This window comes from Paenibacillus dendritiformis (genome assembly GCF_015845845.1).
Taxonomy (GTDB): Bacteria; Bacillota; Bacilli; order Paenibacillales; family Paenibacillaceae; genus Paenibacillus_B; species Paenibacillus_B dendritiformis_C.
On record NZ_LDIG01000130.1, the window covers coordinates 1 to 20,638 of the forward strand.

Here is a 20,638-nt window from a genome sequence, read left to right on the forward strand (position 1 = left end):
CATGCTTCTCGAATATCATCAGTGAGCTTTTTCCCTTCAGATATCCCATGAATGATGATACTGAGATTTTTGGAGGAATCGCTACTAGCATATGTACATGATCTGGCATCATGTGACCTTCTAAGATCTCCACTCCCTTGTATTTACATAAACGCTTGAAGATTTCAATCAAGTCTTTTCTCACTTGATTATAAATCTCTTTCCGTCTATACTTCGGGGTGAACACAATGTGGTATTTGCACATCCACTTCGTGTGAGCTAGACTATAGTTCTTGTTTGCCATCTAAGACCATTCCTTTCATTGAGCCTGAACATCTCAATTTTATCGGGATGGTCTTGTTGGTCAAACCCTCGATCCCTCCACCCGCATAGCGGGTGGTTTTTTGTTTCGTGCGTTTCACGCACTCAACGGGCTAAAGCCCAAAGAAAAAAAGGAGGCCATTCCGCCGGAATGGTCTCCTTCTGTCGTTTCAGCTACATCCGCTCTTTTACAGCCGCAGTCAATGCGTATGCGGTCTTCCATATATCGCCCGCGCCCATTGTCAGCACCAGATCCCCTGGCTGCACAAGCGCCTTCAGCCGCTCCAAGGCGTCGTCCTTGCTGGCGATATATTGCGCCTGCCCGTTGCTGTTCTCCCGAATCCGGTTCACGAGCGCGGCGGCCGTAACGCCTTCAATCGGCTTCTCTCCTGCCGGCGAATAAATATCGGTCACAATCAGTTCATCCGCCTCCCTGAAGGCGCGGCTGAACTGCTCGAACAGGAAATAGGTCCGCGAATACCGCTGCGGCTGAAATACGGCCACGAGCCGGCGCCCAGTCGCCTTGGCCGCCGCCAGGGTCGCTTCAATCTCTGTCGGATGATGAGCATAATCATCGACGACCAAAATGCCGCCCTCTTCCCCGACAACTTGAAAGCGGCGCTTCGCGCCGATAAATTCGCTAATCGCGCCGGCGGCTCTCTCGAAGGAGATTCCCGCCTGCATCGCGACGATCAGCGTAGCCATCGCATTCAGCACATTGTGCCGTCCCGGGATGGACAGACGGACGCTGCCCAGCGTCTCGCCGCGATGGCGCATCCGGAACGTCATGCCGCGACCCGCGGAGTAGATCTCGTCTGCCGTATAGTCTGCAGCCTCGTCGATGCCGTAGGTGACCCCCCCTTGCCCAAGCCGCTCCGCCATGCTGCGCAGGATCGGATCATCGGCGCACAGCACGGCGATCCCGTCTGGATTGCGCTGGGACAGGAACTGGACATACGCCGCTTTGAGCCGCTCAAAATCGCCCTCATAGTTCTCCAAATGATCGGCTTCAATATTCGTAATAACCGGAATATAAGGCTGGTAAGCGAGGAACGAGCCATCGCTCTCATCGGCCTCGGCGACGACGAATTCGCCGCTGCCCGCCCGGGCGTTCGTGCCCAGGTTCGTCACCTCTCCTCCGATGATATAAGTCGGATCGGCCCCGCAGCGCTCGAGCACGAACGCAATCATCGACGATGTCGTCGTCTTGCCGTGCGCCCCGGCGACCGCCACGCCCTTCTTCGCGTTCAGCAGCTTCGCCAGCATCTGTGAGCGGTGCAGGACGGGAATGCCCCGCCGCTCCGCCGCGACACGCTCCACATTATCGACCGGGCAAGCCGTAGAGTATACGGCAATGTCGGCATCTCCGACATAATCGGCATCATGCCCGATATGTACCGTCGCTCCTTGGGCCTGCAGCTTCTCCGTCGCCTCGGATGCGGCCACGTCGGACCCGGAGACGGCGTATCCCATTTGCAGCATGACGCGGGCGATGGCGCTCATCCCATAGCCCCCGATGCCGATAAAATGAATATGTTCCGTCGTCTTCACACGAACTCACCAACCTTTTTCCGATTCGGTCCGATGCAAGACGTACGAGCGAACGTCCGCAATCAAATATAATGTGCCGGTGACCACAGCCAGATCGCCTGGTTCGGTCATCGCCTTGAGCCGTTCTAGGGACTCGCGCCAGTTCGGCTCTACTGCAATCTGTGGGCGGCGCGAGGCTGTTGCCAGCAATTCTTCTGCAATATGACTCAAGTTCTCCGCACTCATCTTCTTGCGGAAATCCGGTTCCGTAAAAATGAGAGTATCCGCTAAAGGAAGTATATGACGCAGCACATCATGATGATTCTTGGTGGACAGCATCCCCATCATCACATGCAGCCGCTTGTAACGGTACGTGTCGCGCAGCGCCTGAGCCAGCGTCTCGGCCCCTTCCGGATTATGAGCTCCGTCCAGCAGGATGCGGGGCCGCTCGCTTACCATTTCCAGTCTTCCCGGCCAGGCCGCGCTGCGGAGGCCCGCCCGGAGCTCCTCGTCATCCACCCGGAAGGCCATATACTGTCTCAGCACCTCGAGCGCCATAAGCGCCACGGCGGCATTCTTCATCTGATGCGCGCCGTTCAGCGTAATCGTCAAATTCTCCAGCTCCCGGAACGGCCCATAGAAATGGAAGGTCTGTTCGTTCTCCACGGAATGAAGCGCCTCGAAGCGGAACTGTTCGCCCATCAAGTACAGCGTGGAGCGGCGCTCCGCAGCCGTACGGCGAATGACCTCGATCGCCTCCGGCTGCTCCACCGTGCTGACAATCGGGACGCCGGGCTTGATAATGCCGGCCTTCTCCGCCGCCACCTGCTCGATCGTGTCGCCCAAAATATCCATATGATCATGCCCGATATTCGTAATAACCGAGACGATGGGCGTAACGATATTGGTAACGTCCAGCCGGCCGCCCAATCCGGTCTCCAGCACGACAACGTCAGGGAAAGCCACCTTTGCATAGTAGCAAATGGCCAGCACCGTCGAGACCTCGAACATCGTCGGCGAGCCGAGCGGCGTCGCCGCGATCTCGTCCACCAGCGGCTTCAATTCATTGGCCAGGCGGAGCAGCGTCTCCTCCGGAATATCTTCATTATTGTATTTGAAGCGGTTCGTAAATTTCTCAATATACGGCGAAGTAAAGGTGCCGACATCGTAGCCGTTGGCCATCAGCACGCTGGTCAGCAGCGCGCAGGTGGAGCCTTTCCCATTCGTTCCGGCCACATGGATGAACTTCAGGCGGCGATGCGGATGGCCGAGCTTCTCCATCATGAGCTCGACCCGCTCCAATCCGGGACGGATGCCAAAAGGAATCAAAGAATTAATCCAATCAATGGCAGCTTCCGCCGTCGCGAAGGAGTCCGTGGCAGCAGACAGGTTCGTTCGTTGGTTGTCCGACATAAGCAATTCATCCTTACCTATGAACTCATCGACGGCCGAACCGTCATGGAGACAAATCCCCAGCGGTTCGGCCGTTCAATGGCAGTCTCGATTACACTTCTCTCAATTCCGCAATGCGCGCCATCACCTTGTCGCGCTTGCCGCTGTAATCCTGCAGCTTCGCGCGTTCTTCCGCCACGACCTTTTCCGGCGCCTTCGCCATAAAGCCCTCGTTGGACAGCTTTTTCTCGACGCGTTCCACTTCCTTGTTCAGATGCTCGACCTCTTTCTCCAGCCGCGCGATCTCTTGCTCGATGTCGATGAGGCCCGCCAGCGGCAGGTACAGCTCGGCTCCCGTCACGACGGCCGTCATCGCCTTGCCCGGGGCGGACGCATTCAGGTCGACGGACAGCTTGGACGTGCCGCAGAAGCGTTCCACGTACTCGAGATTGTCGTTAATGTTCCGCTCATATTCCGCATTCGCCGGCTTGACGAGCAGCTCGATTTTTTTGCTCATCGGCACATTCACTTCCGCCCGAATATTCCGCACCGCCCGGATCATATCCATAAGGAGCGACATCTCGCGCACGGCATCCGGCGCTTCGAAAGCGGCGTCGTATTCCGGCCAGGCCGCCAGCGTAATCGTCTCGCCCTCATGCGGCAGATGCTGCCATATCTCCTCGGAGATGAATGGCATGAACGGATGAATCATGCGCAGCGTCCGATCAAGAACGTAGGCCAGCACCGATTGCGTCGTCTTCTTGGCCGCCGCATCGCCGTTATACAGGCTGAGCTTGGCGAATTCGATATACCAGTCGCACAGATCGTCCCAGATGAAGTTGTACAGGACGCGGCCGGTCTCCCCGAATTCATAGGCGTCCATCAGACGCGTAATGTCGCGTGCCGTCTCGTTCAGACGGTGGAGAATCCAGCGATCCGCGGTGCCAAGCTTGCCGGACAGATCAATGTCTTCATAAGTGAAGCCTTCCAGGTTCATCAAAGCGAAGCGGGACGCGTTCCAGATCTTGTTCGCGAAATTGCGCGCCTGCTCCACCCGTTCCCAACGGAAGCGCAGATCCTGTCCCGGCGTGCTGCTCGTCGAGATCATGAAGCGCATCGCATCCGCACCGTATTTCTCGATAACTTCAAGCGGATCGACGCCGTTGCCGAGCGACTTCGACATTTTGCGTCCGTCGGCATCGCGCACCAAGCCGTGCATAAGCACATCCTTGAACGGAATCTCGCCCGTGAATTCAAGAGCGGTGAAAATCATGCGCGCTACCCAGAAATAAATGATGTCATAGCCCGTCACCAGCACGCTCGTCGGATAATAACGCTTCAGGTCGTCCGTCTGCTCCGGCCAGCCGAGCGTAGAGAAAGGCCACAAGGCCGAGCTGAACCAGGTGTCCAGCACATCCTCGTCCTGTCTCAGCTTCGCGCTGCCGCAGGAGGAACAGGAAGCGGCATCTTCGCGCGCGACGGTCATATGTCCGCAGTCCTCGCAGTACCAAGCCGGAATGCGGTGACCCCACCAGAGCTGACGGGAAATGCACCAGTCGCGCACATTTTCGATCCACTGCAGATACGTTTTCTCGAAGCGCTCCGGAACGAAGCGGACACCTTGGCCGTTCTTCTGCGCCTCGATAGCGGCCTCGGCCAGCGGCTTCATCTTGACGAACCACTGCGTCGACAAGTACGGCTCGACGACCGCGCCCGTCCGCTCGCTGTGCCCGACCTGATGGACATGGTCCTCGATCTTGATAAGCACGCCTAGCGCCTGCAGATCCTTGACGATCTGCTTGCGGCACTCCGCGCGATCCAGTCCTTGATAGGAGCCGGCCGCTTCATTCATCGTGCCGCTCTCATCCATGACATTAATCTGCGGCAGGTCGTGGCGCAGCCCCATCTCGAAGTCGTTCGGGTCGTGCGCCGGCGTAATCTTCACCGCGCCGCTGCCGAATTCCATGTCGACGTACTCGTCGGCGATAATCGGGATCTCCCGGCCGACAATCGGCAGCACCAGCATCTTGCCGATCATATGCTTGTAACGCTCGTCCTCCGGATGAACGGCTACCGCGGTGTCGCCCAGCATCGTCTCCGGACGGGTCGTCGCGACCGTAATCGAACCGCTGCCGTCCTTCAGCGGATACTTCAAATGATAGAGGTGGCCCTGCACTTCTTTATATTCAACCTCGATATCGGACAGCGCCGTGCGGGCTGCCGGATCCCAGTTAATAATGTACTTGCCGCGGTAAATGAGCCCTTTTTCGTACAGTTTCACGAATACTTCCCGAACCGCGCGGGACAGCCCTTCATCGAGCGTGAAGCGCTCGCGGGAATAGTCGAGCGAGAAGCCCATCTTCGCCCACTGCTCGCGAATCGTTGCGGCATAGGAGTCTTTCCACTCCCAGACGCGCTCCAGGAACTTCTCGCGGCCCAGATCGTAACGGGTAACCCCCTCTTCCCGCAGCTTCTGCTCCACCTTCGTCTGCGTCGCGATGCCGGCATGGTCGGAACCGGGCAGCCAGAGGGCATCATAGCCCTGCATCCGCTTGGAGCGGATAATGATATCCTGCAGCGTAAAATCGAGCGCATGCCCGATATGCAGCATCCCGGTTACGTTCGGCGGCGGGATCACGATCGTGTAGGGTTCAGCATCCGGCCGGCGGCCGGCTTTGAAATATTCGCCCTCCTGCCAATAAGCGTACCATTTCTGTTCCGCCGCCTTCGGATCATATGTGGTCGGCATGGACAACTGTTCCTGACTTTCTGACATAAGCATTCCCTCCGTTATGACAAATAAAAAAACCTTCCGCCGCAAAGGACGAAAGGTTCAACTTCCGTGGTACCACCTTTAATTCCGCCAAGCGTCTCATGATGGGCATGAACGCGGCGGCACTCCACTGCATGTAACGGTTGCGGCCGTCCCCTTCTAGCGCGGCGGAACATGTCGAGCACCGGGCTCATACACTACCGTGACGCGTTCAAACGGGCAACTCCCAGGTGACTTCAGCGGGACGCTCCTGCAGGCGTTACACCTCATCGCTCTGCTCTCTGTAAGGGGCCTTGACGCTTACTCTTCCTGTTCGACGTCTTTGCTTCGCGGCATCAGCGACACGCGCTGACAACCACATATTTACGATATATTTTACCTTCGCTCTCCACATGAGTCAATAGACGGCTTCAAATCGTTCTTCGTATTAGTCATATCCCGATTTTCCACTTTCATAACATGTACTATAGGAGGTGGTCCTCGTATGGAACGTTGGTGGTGGCGTATTCGTCATTCGGTAAAAGGAGTCCTTTTTCCGCTTATCTGCCTGCAGTTTGTCCGGACTCTGCTTCTCCCAACCGGGCTCGATGTGTTTTTGCTGTTCGCGCTGTTCCTCGTGTTTATCGCATTTGTCATTGATGTATTCTGAGCTCGCGGCCAGCCCTTCCGGATGCGCATACCACATACAAGACCCGTCAGCGAGGTTCGCCGGACGGGTCTATTGTGTCCCGGTTCAGGAGGTCACCGGAATATACAGCACCTGGCCTTCCGTCACGTTCTGGTCGGGCAGGCGGTTATACAGCACGATTTCATTCGTATTCATCTGATAGCGATCCGCGATCGTATCCAGCGTCTCTTCCCGCTGGACGATGCACATGCGGACTTTTTTGAAGCTGTGCTCATCGTTCACCCGCTGCAGGAACAGGGACTGCCACTTCACATCGTCGCCGGTCGTCACCTTGGCCGCTTCCAGCGCCGCTTCTTCCTCGGCCTGCTTCATCTCGGCTTCCCGCTGCTCCCGCTCCTTCGTCTGCCGGCTTGATTGCAGCAGGGAGCTGAAGCCGACTCCGCTCGCGGCCGGCGCGTCTGCCGGCTTGGAGCTGTTGATCGCGATCTTCATCTCCGGCTTGGCGTCCGCAGCGCTGGCGGATGCGGGGGCATCCCCAACCGGCTCGGCCTCCGGCTCCTCGCGCGGAATCGCCTCCGCCGCCGTCTGCTCTTCGGATACGTCCGCCTCTGCAACGGAGGCTTCAGAGACAGAAGTTTGGGAGACAGAGGCGTCGGACACATCGGCAGCGGAGCCGGCCGATACCGACGCTTCGGCCGGCTTCTCTTCCGCCCGGGGCTCCGTCTGCGCCTCGAGTGCAGGCTCCGGCGCTGACGCAGGCTTCGCCTCCGGCTCAGGCGCAGTTGCAGCCGCGGTCTGCGGCTCCGGCAGATTCCACTTCGCCGCCTCCTCACCGGTGCGGCCCGCAGGCGCTTCGGCCGTCTTCTCCTCCGCTTCCGGTTCGGCTTCCTCCTCGTCGAGCCCGCGGTGCTCCGGCTCGCCCTGTTCGCCGCTGTCCGCGCCGGATGTCTCCCCGGATGCCTCCGCTTCAGCCACGGCCTTCGGCGCCGCAGGCGGCAAATCCGTTACGCTTGGAAAGGCCCATGGCGCATGATCCCAGGTAAGCTCGGTTCGGCCCGGGTCCTGCTCCGGTTCGGCCTCTTCCGCTTCCGGTGTCGCCTCAGCCTTCTTCGATTCTCCTATCTGATCGATATAATCGGAATACGTCTTCTCGCGCACAGCCTCGGCTGCCGGTTCGGGGACAGCTTGCCCTTCTTCTTCGCGCTGCTCGGCGCCGTCGGCCAACGAACGGATGCGGGCCATGGCATCAAGCGCCTCCGGACTCGGCGCCGGTTCTTCTCCATAATCCCGAAGCCACTCCGGTTCATCCTCCCCGCGCTCCTCCTCCGTCTGATGGACGACCGTGAACTGCTCCGGCTCCCAGCTTGACGGTTCCGCCGGCTCCATCGCGATGCCCTTGAGCGACAATATGCCCGTAATGTTAAGAGATCGGGCAGACAACAGATCGACATCGAAGTGCTCAATGTCGACGGAAATATCCTCCAAGCTCCGAATCCGGTTGAGCGGCAGCGTAATCTCCACCGGAATCCAATGCTCCAGCGACTGGCTGACCCGGCCTTCGTCGTCTCCCTCATAGACGCCCGCCAGCAGCAGGCTGCCCCGCACCGTCACTTGATCTCCGGCCGGGATCACCTGAATGTGGGGCGTGAGTTCAACCTCTTCCAATTGGACGATACCGACACACTCGTCGGATAAATGAACCCGTTCATAAATATCAAATCTTAAGCCATATGCTTCCTCATACACGGACTGCTCCTCCTCCCGCAGTACTTCTGATCTCCGCCGTGATCGCGAATCTTCCCCTGACCCGGATGCATGTCTTCTTGGCCGGCGCGACATCAGACTCGGTTCACTACTTCATGTATATGGACGGAAAAGGAGGAGCATGACTATATTTTTTGGCGCAGGCGCGCCATGTCTTCGGGCCACGGCGCCTGAATCTCCAGCCATTCGCCCGACAGCGGATGGCGGAAGGTCAGCGCTTCCCCGTGAAGCGCCTGCCGCCCGAACAGCCGGCCATCTCCGCCGTACAGCGTGTCTCCGGCCAGCGGATGGCCGATATGGCTCATATGGACGCGAATCTGATGCGTCCTCCCGGTCTCCAGCCGGAGCCTGACCAGCGTTAGCTCCCGGCCGGCCTGCTCCACGGCGTAATGGGTTATGGCAGGAGATCCGGTCGGGCTCACCCGGCGGCGGGACGGATGATGCCGATCTTTGCCGATCGGCGCATCGATCGTCCCGGCGCGCGTGCGCGGGCACCCGTGAACGATCGCCGCGTAGCTGCGGCGAATCGCCTTGCTGCGCATGTCGGCATCCAATACCGCATGCGGCAGCGCATGCTTCGCGATCAGCACCGGACCTGTCGTATCCGTATCCAGGCGGTGAATATGGCGGACGCGCAGCGATTGGCCCGTCCATGCGTAATGGCATGCGACCGCATGCGCCAGACTGTTCCGCCTTCTCTCCTGCTCTGTTGTCGTGGCATGCACCGCCATCCCGGCAGGCTTGTAAGCGACCAGCACGGCATCGTCTTCATATAGAATCTCGGCGGGCTCATCCGCCGGCTCTGTCGTCATCGCTTCCTCCGGGAACAGATGCAGCCGCAGCCGATCACCGGCTGTGCGGATTTTATCCTCCGCCAGCATCTGCCGCAGCATGTTCGGCGGCATGCGAAGCGTCTCCAGCAGCCATGCGCGCAAGGCATCCTCCGACGCCAGTATGCGCCGCTCCGGCATGAACTCCGCCCATTCGCCCCGCCGCCTCCATCCGATCGCCATCATCAAAGACCTCCTTTTCATTCGAATTCGCGGACTTCCCGCGCTTGCCGACTGTACTGTCCGCTGTACTGTCCCCTATACCGACCAGCCACGGGATCCGCCGTGCTTCCTCTTCATAAAAAACCGGCCGCCGTGTCAACTTCGGCTGACACCCGGGGCCGGATATGCTCCTACAGACGTTTTAACGCTTCATAATGCGCCTCGATCGTCGCATCCAGATCCTGATCGGTATGCGCCGTCGAGACGAACATGCCTTCGAACTGAGATGGCGCGATGTTGACGCCCCGATTAAGCAGCTCGGCAAAATAGCGGCGGAAACGCTCCAGATCGGAGGTGCGCGCGGAATCGAAATTGGTGACCGGTTGATCGGTGAAGAAAGGGCAGACCATCGAACCGACCCGGTTAATCGTGCAGGCGATGCCGGTATCGCGGGCGTTCCGCAGGAAGCCTTCCTCAAGCTTGGCCGCCTTGCGCTCCAGCTCCTCGTACACTTCCGGCGTCAACAGCGACAGCGTCGTATAGCCGGCCGCCATCGCCAACGGGTTGCCGCTCAGCGTGCCCGCCTGATAAATCGGTCCGCTCGGCGCCACCTGCTCCATATATTCCCGCTTGCCGCCGTAAGCGCCGACCGGCAAGCCTCCGCCGATGACCTTGCCGAAGCAGGTCAGATCCGGCGTAACGCCGAAGCGGCCTTGCGCGCAGTGGTAGCCAACGCGGAAGCCGGTCATGACTTCATCGAAGATAAGCAGGCTGCCGTATTGCTCCGTCAATGCGCGAAGCCCTTCCAGGAAGCCCGGCTGCGGCGGCACGACGCCCATATTTCCCGCGACCGGCTCGACAATGACGCACGCCAGCTCCTCGCCGAAGCGTTCGAAGGCGAGCTTGACGCCTTCCAGATCGTTGTACGGCACCGTAATCGTATTGCTGGCCACGCCTTCCGGCACGCCCGGACTGTCGGGGAGGCCCAACGTCGCCACGCCGGAGCCCGCCTTGATGAGCAGGCTGTCCGCATGCCCGTGATAGGAGCCTTCGAATTTCAAGATTTTGCTTCGCTTCGTAATGCCGCGGGCGAGGCGAAGCGCGCTCATCGTCGCTTCCGTGCCGGAATTGACCATGCGCACGATATCGACGGAAGGCACCCGCTCCACCACCGTCTTGGCCATCATCGTCTCCAGCTCGGTCGGAGCGCCGAAGCTCGTCCCCTTGGCCGCCGTCTCCTGAATCGCCTGCACGACCTGCGGATGGGCATGCCCGACGATAAGCGGTCCCCAGGAGCAGACATAATCGATAAATTCGTTGCCGTCGATATCAAAAATGCGGGAGCCGCTGCCGCGCTCCACATAGACCGGGGTCAGGCCGACCGATTTGAAGGCCCGGACCGGACTGTTCACGCCGCCGGGTATGTACTGCTTGGCTTCCTCAAATGCGGCGCGGGAACGGGCATCGCGGCGCGTAGATAATTTTTCCGTCATGGGTATTGCTCCTCCTATATTTATTCCTCAGATGTATGATACACTAGTACAAAATGCTTACGGACAAAAGAGGGAGTAGACATGATAGAGTTACTGAAAAGGGTTCCATTATTCACTGATCTCAGCGATGAACAGCTCGATATCGTCGCTTCCATCACCTCTCGCCGCGAATATCACCCGCATACGACGCTCTTCCAGCAAGGCGAGCCGGGCGATACCTTCTGTATCGTCATGCGGGGGACGGTCAAAATCTACACTTCCAGCCGGCAAGGCCTGCAAAAGACGCTCGCCGTCTTCCAGGCGGGAGACAGCTTCGGCGAGCTGGCCCTCATCGACGGCAAGCCCCGCTCCGCGACGGCCGAGACACTGGAAGACACCGTGCTGCTCACCGTCAATTCCGAGAGCTTCCATCTGATGATGCGTGCGCACTACGACATCGCCAAGCAGATTATGATTCAGCTCTGCAGCCGTCTGCGCTCGACGAACGGCCATGTCTCGGAGCTGACATTCCTTGACGCGCCGAGCCGGGTCGTCAAGAACATTGTCCGCATCGCCCAGCATGAAGGCAAGCGGCAGGGCGACAAAATCCACATTCCCCACGCATTCGATCCGGACGCGATGGCCGGACTGGCCGGCGTGCACCGCACCGTGCTGGAACAGGTGATCCGCGATTTGGAACAGCAGCGCATCTTGTCGCTGGGCCATTCGCAATACACGATCGATGTGTCCAAGCTGTTCCAGAGCCCATATATCAACTGACGCTCTATCCGATAATTCATACCCCCAGATGACCGCCAAGGCGGATCGTCCGGGGGTTATTGTCATGCCGGGAGAACCCGGTGCCTTACTCCGCTTCCTTCAGCCAGCGGGCCGCGTCCTTCGCATGGTAAGTAATGATTGTATCCGCTCCCGATCTTTTGAGGCCGACCAGCAGCTCCATCGTCACGGCTTTCTCATCGATCCAGCCCATGCGGGCAGCCGCCTTGACCATGGAATATTCGCCGCTGACGTTATACGCGACGACCGGCAGATCGAATTGTTCCTTCAGCGTGCGGATAATATCCATATAGGCCATCGCCGGCTTCACCATCAGCATGTCCGCCCCTTCGGCGACATCCGCTTCCGCTTCACGCAGCGCTTCGCGCGCATTGGCCGGATCCATCTGGTACGTCTTGCGGTCGCCGAACTGCGGCGCGGAATGAGCCGCATCCCGGAACGGGCCATAAAAAGCGGAGGCGTATTTGACCGAATAGGACATGATCGGAACCGATTCGAAGCCCGCCTCGTCCAAGCCGGCCCGAATGGCGTGCACAAAGCCGTCCATCATATTGGAAGGCGCGATAATGTCGGCGCCTGCCGCGGCTTGGGAGACCGCCGTGCGGACCAAATAAGCGAGCGACTCGTCATTGTCCACGATTCCGGTCTTCACGCCGTTGGCCTCATGCACATGAATCATCCCGCAATGGCCATGATCCGTATATTGGCACAGGCATGTATCCGCGATAACGAGCAGCTCCGGATGGCGGGCCTTGATCTGGCGCGTCGCCCGCTGCACGATTCCATCCTCTGCAAACGCGGAGCTTCCTGCCGCATCCTTCGTCTCCGGCACGCCGAAGAGCACGATCGCCGGAATGCCCAGCGCCGCGATCTCATCGATTTCGGCATCGAGCAGATCGAGCGAGAAATGATAGATGCCCGGCATCGATGCAATCTCTTCCTTGATTCCGGTGCCGCAGGTTACAAATACAGGCATGATGAGATCATGCGGGGTAATCACCGTCTCTCTCACCATATTGCGAATGGCCGCCGTCCCCCGCAGGCGGCGGAGCCGTGTTGTCGGATATGCCATATTGATTGCCTCCTTGCAAAAATTATCGAGGTTCTTCGGAAAAACCTGCCCGTCGAGCTCAAGCCGCCTTGGCGGTGAGGCCAAGCGGCCTTTTTGAACTCGCCCTTATACTGTCTTCTTCACCTTGCCTAACTCCAACATGGCCTCCATCAGCCCATCGATCGTCGAGGAAGCCGCGGTCGCGTCGACATGCAGTCCGGCTTCCCGGGCCGTCCGCGCCGTAATCTCTCCGATGCAGGCAATCTGCGCGCCGCGCAGCGCCTGGGCCGGATCGTCCATCCCCATCCGGCGCAGCGCCGCCAGCAGATTGGTCACGGTCGAGGAACTGGTGAACGTCACGATATGAATCATTTGCTGCTCCAGCATCTCGACCAGCTCCGGGTCGTCTTCCTCCGGGAGCGCCGTCTCGTACAGATCCACCTCGTCCGCATGCAGCCCATGCGCTTCCATCGTCTCTCTGAGCCAGGGCCGGGACAAGTCTCCGCGCGCGAGCAGCACCCGCTGCCCGGTTGTCGCGTGAGGACGCAACGCTTCCCAGACGCCCTCCTGGCTGAATTGGGCTGCGGCAATATCCGGTTGGATTCCGTATTCCCGCAGCGCCTCCGTCGTCTTCGGCCCGACCGAGACGATGCGCACATGGGCCCACTGGCGAATATCCGCCCCATGCTCCCGGAGATGGCGGAACCAGAAGCGAACGCCGTTGACGCTCGTCAGCACGAGCCAGTCATACGCTTCCGGCCGGGCGAGCGCATGGCTAAGCGCTTCGCGGGCGACCGGCGATTCCGGCATGCGGAGCTCGATAACCGGATACTCATACGCTTCCCCGCCGGCATCCTCAATCCGGCGCGTCAGCTCGCTCGCCTGGTCCCGGGCGCGCGTCACCAGCACGCGCCGGCCGAACAGCGGGCGGCTCTCCGCCCATTGCAGGCGCTCCCGCTCCAGCACGACCTCGCCGACGACGATGACGGCCGGCGAAGCGAAGCCGGCCCGCTCCACCTCATCGGCAATCGTGGCCAGCGTGCCGGTGATCGTCTCCTGCTCCGCCCGCGTTCCCCAGCGGACGAGCGCCACCGGCGTATCCGGTGCCCGCCCGTGGTCCATCAGCCGCTCCGCGATATAGCGAAGCTTCGCTACGCCCATCAGAAAGAGCAGCGTCCCTGTCGCTTGTGTCAGCTTGTCCCATTCGATCATCTCGTCCAGCTTGTCCGGACTCTCATGTCCGGTAACGACGCAGAAGGACGACGCGCGATTCCGGTGGGTCACCGGAATGCCGGCATACGCCGGCGCCGCCACGGCGGAGGTTACGCCAGGGACGATCTCATAGCGAATCCCATGCTCCGCCAGCAAGGCCGCCTCCTCGCCCACGCGTCCGAATACGCATGGGTCACCGCCCTTCAGGCGGGTCACGGCATGCCCCTCCAAGGCCAGATCGACGAGCAGCCGGTTAATGTCTTCCTGCTTCATCGCATGGCGATCCGGCAGCTTCCCTACATAAATTTTCCGGGCTCCGCGCTTGGCGTACTGCATCAGACGCGGACCTGCCAAGCGGTCATAGACGACGACATCCGCTTCCTGCAGACAGCGAAGGCCTTTTACCGTAATCAATCCGGCATCTCCGGGCCCGGCGCCGACCAAATAGACGACGCCCTTCGGGCGGGGGTGCTGCTCCATCCGATATCTCCCCTTTTAAGGCAGCATCCGGTCCGCGCCGCGATCCAGCAGCCGCTGAGCGGCCGCAACACCGAGCGATTCGGGATGTTCCCCTTCCATCGTTTCTCTCAATATCGTTCCATCTTCGGCGGAACCGACCAATCCGGTCAGCCGCACCGTACCTCCGGCTCCGACCAGCACCGCATGCGCGCCGATCGGCACCTGGCAGCCGCCGTTGAGCCGGCCGAGAAAAGCCCGCTCCGCCTGCACCGTGCGGGCGGTATCCGCATCATGATAGCACTCCAGCAGCTTGCGGAGGTCTTCATCTTCCTCGCGGCATTCAATGCCGAGGGCGCCTTGCCCTACCGCGGGCACGCACTCCTCCTCGGACAAATAGGAGGTGATGCGATCCTGCCATCCCATGCGGTGAAGCCCCGCGGCCGCCAGCACGATGGCATCCAGCCCCTCCGTCTCCAGCTTGCGCAGGCGGGTGTCGATATTGCCGCGCAGGGGCACAATCTTCAAGTCAGGCCGCAGCGCCTGGAGCTGACAAGAGCGGCGCAGACTGCTCGTGCCGACCGTTGCCCCCTGCGGCAGATCGTCCAAGGAGCTTCCCGACTTCATGATCAAGCCGTCGCGCGGATCCTCCCGCTTCGGAACGGCTCCGACCATCAGTCCTTCCTGAAGCTGCCACGGCATGTCCTTCATGCTGTGGACCGCCATATCTATCTCGCGATCCGCCAGAGCCTGCTCGATCTCCTTGACGAACAATCCCTTGCCGCCGACCTTCGACAGCGTAACGTCCAGGATGCGGTCCCCTTTGGTCACGATTTTTCGAATCTCGAACCGGTAGGGCAAGCCCTCCCGCGCGCAGATCGCTTCCAGCGCGGAGATGACATGGCCGGTCTGGGTAAGCGCCAAGGCGCTCTGCCGGGTTCCCACGATAATTGTACGCATATGAATCCTCCTTATTGCCTGCCTGATAGCCTGCTAATGCTGTTCCGCCGTGTGCTGCCTCACCCGCGCGGCACCTTGCCGTCCGCCTCCGCTTCCGCGTGAGACGGTCCTTGCCCGCCAGGCGCTCTGCTCGTGCCAGGCGATTCATCCCTCTCAGACACCCCATTCGTGCCAGGCGAGGTCAGCTCACCCGGATACCGGCATTCGAGCCATTCGTGCCAAACGGGTGCTTCCTTGCCCTGCTCGTAGGCCTGCCAGCAATCGCTGGCATACCGGCGCAACAGCTCATGACGGCGTTCCGGCGCCTCGATGCGGGCTCGCGTATCCCGGCGGGCCGAAGAGAGACGGGCCGCCAGATCGGCCAGCCCGTCATCCACCTGCCCGGCCAGCTTCGCCGTAAGCCGGCGGGTCAACGTCGGGCTCGCTCCGCCCGCGTAGACCGCCACCTGAACCATCCCTCTCCGCGCGGAACCGGGATTGGCGAAGTCGCTGCCCTCCGGATCATGCGCCATATTGATTAGCGCCCCGGCCCGGCGGGCATCCTCCGCCACCCGTTCATTCACGGCCGGACGATCCGTGGCCGCGAATACGAGCAGGGCTCCCTCGACGTCGGCCGGCTCGTATTCGCGTTCCCGGCAAGCAATCCGCCCCTCATGCGCCAAGCGCCCAAGCTCCGGCGTCAGCCTCGGGCTGACTACCGTGACTTCGGCGCCGCTGGCCAGCAATGACGTTACTTTGCGTGCGGCAACGGACCCGCCACCAATCACGACGCAACGGCGCCCGGCCAGTCGAAGCATCAGCGGATACAGCGGGCAGGGATCGTCCGTATGCTCCATGTTCTCCACTCCCATTTAGCGATGAAATGCCGATAAGGAATTCAAGCTGAAATTCAATACCATAAACGCATAACATCCTACATTCCACAAAGCGAGCCGAAATCCTGTCAATAAGGCGCGGGTCCGGACCCAAAAATAGGAAAAATAAAGAGCAAGCGCGATCAAAGTGAACCAAATCTTGAAATCGGTCAAAAGCTCAATCCGGTTGCCCAGCAGCACCACGCCGATGGCCACCGCCAAGGAGAGCAGGAAGAACGGAATCCCGACGATGACGGCGAAATAAGCCATTCGCTCGATCCGCTCCAGGCTGGGCAAGCGCCGCACGGCTTCCGACCATTGCCTTCTCTTCAGACGGTGATGCAAAAAGACGTACATCCCCGAAAAGATCGCCCCCACGGTCAAGGCCGCGAAGCCGCAGGCGGCAAGCGTGATGTGAAAGACAAGCAGATTGTGCATCATCTCCCACTCCGCCATGACGGAAGAAGATGTCGGATCATTCAGCATATTGATAATGAGCAGCGCAAACCCGACCAGATTGACAAAAAATACGACATACTCAATCGAAAAAAAACGGTTGATCGCCAAGGACGCCGTGACGAGCAGCCAAGAGAACAGAAACATAAACTCAAAGCTGCTGATGATCGGGACATCCTGGTGACGGATAATGCGCACAACGAGAAAAATCGTCTGCAGCACCCATACAAAAACAAGAAGCCCTGTGCCCATCCGCTTCGCTTTCCGATTCCTCCCAACGGTATCGGAAAAATAAAACAGAAGGCTCAGGGCATATGTGTAAATAATCGCATCGTAAATCCAGCTATTCGTCAACATATGAACCTGCCGCCTCCTGAACGCCGTCTACCAAGTAACCGCGGCCCATGACAGAACCGGCTTGGTCCGTTCCGGCTCTTCATCGCGCCGGGAGGAGACCGCAGCGGCTTCCCGCTTCGTTCCTTTGTCCGGCTCGGAAGCAGCCATCGTCTCTTCCAGAGCGAACAGTTGGGTAAACAGTTGAAGCGCCTCTTCCCCGTTCTTCTCCGCAGCAAGCTCCTTGATCTGCAGGATCGGATCATGCATCATCTGGTTCAGCATGCTCTTCGTGAGGCGGCGAATCAGCTTCACCTCCCGCTCGGACATATCCGGAAGCTTGTTGAACAGGCTCTCCAGCGTATCCTGATGGATACGCTCCGCCTTCGTCTGCAGAGCGCGGATGACCGGCGTAACGCCAAGCATCTTCAGCCATTGGCGGTATTCATCGAGCTCTTTCGCGATCATCGCTTCAATCTTGGCGGCTTCCTTGCGGCGCTGCTCCAGATTGCTCTCTACGATGCCTTCGAGATCGTCGATGTCGTACAGGAACACATTCGATACGCTGCCGATCTCGGGATCGAGATCCCGCGGCACGGCGATGTCAATCAGGAAAAGCGGACGCGATTTGCGCTGCTTCATCACGCGCTCGACATCCTGCGCCGTCATGATGTACTGCCGGGCTCCGGTCGAGCTGATCACAATATCCGCTTCGCGCAGAAATTGCCCGGCATCCTCCAGCGTCCCGGCCCGGCCGTGGAACTGCTCGGCCAGTTCCCGGGCGCGCGAGAACGTGCGGTTCAAGACCATGACCTCGGCCGCGCCGTTCGAGTACAGATGCTTGACCGTCAGCTCGCTCATCTTGCCCGCTCCGAGAATCAGCACCTTCTTGCCCTGGAAAGAGCCGAAGATGCGCTTGCCCAGTTCGACCGCGGCGTAGCTGACCGAGACCGCATTGTCATTGATGTTCGTCTCGGCATGGGCGCGCTTGGCCATCGTAATCGCCTGCTTGAACAGCGTATTGAACCAGGTGCCGGTCGTTCCTTCCTGCTGCGCGAACAAAAAGGCCGAACGAATCTGTCCCAGGATCTGCGTCTCGCCGATAACCATCGAATCGAGACCCGAGGTGACCCGGAACAAATGCTCCACCGCCCGATCATCTTCATATATATATAAGTAAGGCGTGAATTCCTGCCTTGGAATTCCGAACCATTGCTCCATGAAGCTGCGGATGAAATAACCGCACATATGCAGACGATCGACGACAACGTACATTTCCGTGCGGTTGCATGTCGACACAATCACGCATTCCATGACGCTCTTCGTATTCCGCAGTTGCCGGATAGCCTCTTGCCAATCCTTCTCCTGCAGCGCGAACTTCTCCCGTATCTCCACAGGCGCCGTACGATAATTCATGCCGACGACCACGATGTGCATTGCTCATTCACCTGCTTTTGATAAATTTTGAACATTATCAATTGATAATCATTATAACATAGTTGAACATGCCCGTCGGAACGTAATTTGAAGATATTATGAAATGCATGTCAAAATTAGTCTGTACTTGCCGTGCGAACCTTATACTATCATTACTTGCGAAGGTTGTCACGCAAATGATTGATTGCTATTCGGGATGAAAGTAACGCTCCAGCGTCTCGGAAAGGCGCTGATCGGCCGCTTGCACCGCTTCGTTCTTCGAGCCGATAATTTTGCCCGACGAAGAGAACAGCCCGGCATAGCTGTCCGACAGCTGAGGCGCGATGGCCGCGGCCTGCTCGAGCACCTCCCGCTCCAGATCGGTCAATTGCCGATCACCGCTAATCTGCAGGACCGTGATGAATTCAACGAACCGGCTCAGACCGGGAAGCGGAGCGAGACGATCTTCTCCTACCGCCCGGACGAGCCGCTCATGCGTGTAGCCGGCCGAATAGGCGACGAGCTTCACTTTGTTCAGCGGAGCGGTTGACTCATACCGCTTCGCTTCCTGCATCGTTCCCTGCCACAAGCTAATCTGGAACTGGGCAACCTCATACAGCATCGATAGCGGATCGGATGAAGTGTGGGAAGACTTCAACATTCCGTACAGCTGCATGGCAGGCCACAGCACAAGCAAAAACAGTAATACGGCCATGACGGGGCCGGTCCGAAATTGGCGTGGTCTCATCGAATTCTCCTATCCATAGTGGTTTACTATAATCGTATGGGAACGCAGAAGGACAAATAACCATGGATAGGGACATCCATGGTTATTTGTTGGATTCGATGACGGAAGCGAACACGGCCCGGCCCGCCGAATGTCAGCGCACCAGCTCTTCCAGGAACGGAAAGCGGTATATCTGCTTCGGCCGCCCCTTGGACGGAGCCTTGACCTCGCGGGCAATCTCGATCAGGCCGGCATCCAGCCAGAGGGAGAGCAGACGATGCGTGCTCCGCACCGTAATGTTCAAAATGATGGCCAGCTCGAAGGCGCTGTATTCCGTCCTTCCCGTACGGGCGACCTGAGCGACGAGCTTGCTCAGATGCATCGGGGACAAGCCGGCGGCTTCCGCTTCCTTCACCAGTTTGAAATCGATCAGCGACATATCGCACTCGTTCGCTTCGGCCATCTCCAGCGGCCCGATAATGCTCCTGTCTTCGCGCACGATGAAACAAATATTGCCGCCGGCGTCCATGGCGTGGCGCAGCGCAAGCTCGGCATGCACGCCCGCATCGCTCGCGCTCGTTCCGAAGCCCGCGCCGATGCTCATCGTCACGCCGTACGCCGCTCCGATTTCCTTCGCGAGCTGAATCGATTTATAGCCTCCGGTCACCGCCTCGAAGGCTCCTCGTGTTGTCACGAACAAATATTCACCGGCATTGATTTGAGCGGCATGCCCGTTCAGCGATTCGACGAAGCCCAGAACCGTCCGGTGTATTCCCTCCTTCGTCCGGCCAGCGCCCTGCCGCGAGGCTTCGATGGCCGGACCTTCCATATGAATGAGTCCAATGACGAACTGCGCTTCCTTGCTGCGCCGGGTTTCCGTCGAGAGCAGCGCCCGCTCGAGGCTGACCGTGATGTCATGCTCGGTGGGCATAACCCATTCGTTCGGAACGCCGTAAATGCTGAGCATCTCCGACACTTCCCGGCTCCCTGTCAGCGCCGCGCTGCTCTTCCCCTGTTCGTAGTGCTGCACATGAAATTGCAGAACGTCATCCCGCGCGAGCAGCGGGTCGCCTTCACAATAATACATATCGATCCCGCGCATGCCCAGCTCGGTGAACACCCGTTCCACGGCCAGCTTCGAGAGCGAATCAACCGTGCAGGCCTGCATGTCGCATTTATGATCCAGATGGAACAAGGCCCGGTACAACCCGGTCCCGCTCTTCGGCACATAGAGCGCAGGCACGGGCAGGGTGAGCCGCTGCCGAGCCAGCCGGTACGGCTCGGGCCCGGAGAACAGCAGCACCTCCACGTTGTTCATCAGCTCCCGCGTATGTTCAACCGCTTCCGATTCATGCCGGTAGACCCTGACCTCAGGAATAAAGGAAGGAAACGCTTTGAGCGTCTGCAAAATAAGAGGGAGCAGTTCCAGCGGTCCGATGACGCCGATTCGAATCTCGGTAGGCAATTGATGCAGCAGCTTGGTCAAGGCCATCCACGTCCTTTCCTGTATGTTCATGATCGACC

The 20,638-nt window shown here is 59.3% G+C and carries 17 protein-coding genes and 1 other annotated feature; of the genes, 2 read left to right on the top strand and 15 right to left on the bottom strand.

Annotated elements, in window-relative coordinates; genetic code table 11:
* From tnpA to ABD76_RS11455, 4 genes are all read right to left on the bottom strand, one after another.
* Positions 1 to 283, bottom strand: a 283-nt coding sequence (gene tnpA, locus ABD76_RS11440; RefSeq protein ID WP_197256799.1) for an IS200/IS605 family transposase, incomplete at its 3' end; no start/stop codon positions are given.
* A 191-nt stretch (positions 284 to 474) separates the two neighbouring features.
* Entirely contained in the window at positions 475 to 1,851 is a 1,377-nt protein-coding gene (gene murC / locus ABD76_RS11445; RefSeq protein WP_197256967.1) for a UDP-N-acetylmuramate--L-alanine ligase, read from the bottom strand.
* A 6-nt stretch (positions 1,852 to 1,857) separates the two neighbouring features.
* Positions 1,858 to 3,243: a bifunctional folylpolyglutamate synthase/dihydrofolate synthase gene (locus ABD76_RS11450; protein WP_197256969.1), complete on the bottom strand. Its 1,386-nt coding sequence runs from the start codon at positions 3,241 to 3,243 to the stop codon at positions 1,858 to 1,860.
* A gap of 91 nt (positions 3,244 to 3,334) precedes the next feature.
* Positions 3,335 to 6,004 (bottom strand): valine--tRNA ligase, encoded by a 2,670-nt coding sequence (locus tag ABD76_RS11455; protein ID WP_420901940.1) that lies wholly within the window; start codon positions 6,002 to 6,004, stop codon positions 3,335 to 3,337.
* A gap of 35 nt (positions 6,005 to 6,039) precedes the next feature.
* Positions 6,040 to 6,321 (bottom strand) — a binding site (T-box leader).
* Positions 6,322 to 6,479: 158 nt separating this feature from the next.
* Between ABD76_RS11455 and ABD76_RS11460 the strand changes: the two genes are divergently transcribed.
* Complete coding sequence (locus ABD76_RS11460) at positions 6,480 to 6,644, top strand: hypothetical protein (protein ID WP_197256973.1); 165 nt, start codon at positions 6,480 to 6,482, stop codon at positions 6,642 to 6,644.
* A gap of 84 nt (positions 6,645 to 6,728) precedes the next feature.
* Here the strand turns inward: ABD76_RS11460 and ABD76_RS30415 are convergent, their stop codons facing one another.
* The 3 genes from ABD76_RS30415 to hemL form a co-directional block, all read right to left on the bottom strand.
* Positions 6,729 to 8,369 (bottom strand): LysM peptidoglycan-binding domain-containing protein, encoded by a 1,641-nt coding sequence (locus tag ABD76_RS30415; RefSeq protein ID WP_197256975.1) that lies wholly within the window; start codon positions 8,367 to 8,369, stop codon positions 6,729 to 6,731.
* 143 nt (positions 8,370 to 8,512) lie between these two features.
* Positions 8,513 to 9,400, bottom strand: a complete 888-nt coding sequence (locus ABD76_RS11470) for an RluA family pseudouridine synthase (RefSeq protein WP_197257042.1) — start codon at positions 9,398 to 9,400, stop codon at positions 8,513 to 8,515.
* Positions 9,401 to 9,570: 170 nt separating this feature from the next.
* A complete protein-coding gene (gene hemL / locus ABD76_RS11475; RefSeq protein WP_197256977.1) occupies positions 9,571 to 10,872 on the bottom strand; it encodes a glutamate-1-semialdehyde 2,1-aminomutase in 1,302 nt (433 codons plus the stop codon).
* Between the two features lie 81 nt (positions 10,873 to 10,953).
* Between hemL and ABD76_RS11480 the strand changes: the two genes are divergently transcribed.
* Positions 10,954 to 11,631: a Crp/Fnr family transcriptional regulator gene (locus ABD76_RS11480; protein WP_197256979.1), complete on the top strand. Its 678-nt coding sequence runs from the start codon at positions 10,954 to 10,956 to the stop codon at positions 11,629 to 11,631.
* 85 nt (positions 11,632 to 11,716) lie between these two features.
* Here the strand turns inward: ABD76_RS11480 and hemB are convergent, their stop codons facing one another.
* From hemB to ABD76_RS11520, 8 genes are all read right to left on the bottom strand, one after another.
* Entirely contained in the window at positions 11,717 to 12,721 is a 1,005-nt protein-coding gene (gene hemB / locus ABD76_RS11485; RefSeq protein WP_197256981.1) for a porphobilinogen synthase, read from the bottom strand.
* Positions 12,722 to 12,826: 105 nt separating this feature from the next.
* Complete coding sequence (gene cobA / locus ABD76_RS11490; protein WP_197256983.1) at positions 12,827 to 14,392, bottom strand: uroporphyrinogen-III C-methyltransferase; 1,566 nt, start codon at positions 14,390 to 14,392, stop codon at positions 12,827 to 12,829.
* Between the two features lie 15 nt (positions 14,393 to 14,407).
* A complete protein-coding gene (hemC, locus tag ABD76_RS11495) occupies positions 14,408 to 15,328 on the bottom strand; it encodes a hydroxymethylbilane synthase (RefSeq protein WP_197256985.1) in 921 nt (306 codons plus the stop codon).
* Between the two features lie 59 nt (positions 15,329 to 15,387).
* On the bottom strand, positions 15,388 to 16,164 hold the full coding sequence (locus tag ABD76_RS11500; RefSeq protein WP_197256987.1) for a precorrin-2 dehydrogenase/sirohydrochlorin ferrochelatase family protein: 777 nt from the start codon (positions 16,162 to 16,164) through the stop codon (positions 15,388 to 15,390).
* A gap of 15 nt (positions 16,165 to 16,179) precedes the next feature.
* Positions 16,180 to 16,995 (bottom strand): cytochrome c biogenesis protein CcsA, encoded by an 816-nt coding sequence (gene ccsA, locus ABD76_RS11505; RefSeq protein WP_197256996.1) that lies wholly within the window; start codon positions 16,993 to 16,995, stop codon positions 16,180 to 16,182.
* Positions 16,996 to 17,022: 27 nt separating this feature from the next.
* Positions 17,023 to 18,408, bottom strand: coding sequence for a glutamyl-tRNA reductase (gene hemA, locus ABD76_RS11510; RefSeq protein WP_197256998.1), 1,386 nt, complete (start codon positions 18,406 to 18,408; stop codon positions 17,023 to 17,025).
* Between the two features lie 187 nt (positions 18,409 to 18,595).
* Entirely contained in the window at positions 18,596 to 19,135 is a 540-nt protein-coding gene (locus ABD76_RS11515; RefSeq protein ID WP_197257000.1) for an S-adenosylmethionine decarboxylase, read from the bottom strand.
* Between the two features lie 133 nt (positions 19,136 to 19,268).
* Positions 19,269 to 20,630 (bottom strand): hypothetical protein, encoded by a 1,362-nt coding sequence (locus ABD76_RS11520; RefSeq protein WP_242069522.1) that lies wholly within the window; start codon positions 20,628 to 20,630, stop codon positions 19,269 to 19,271.
* Positions 20,631 to 20,638 lie beyond the last annotated feature (8 nt).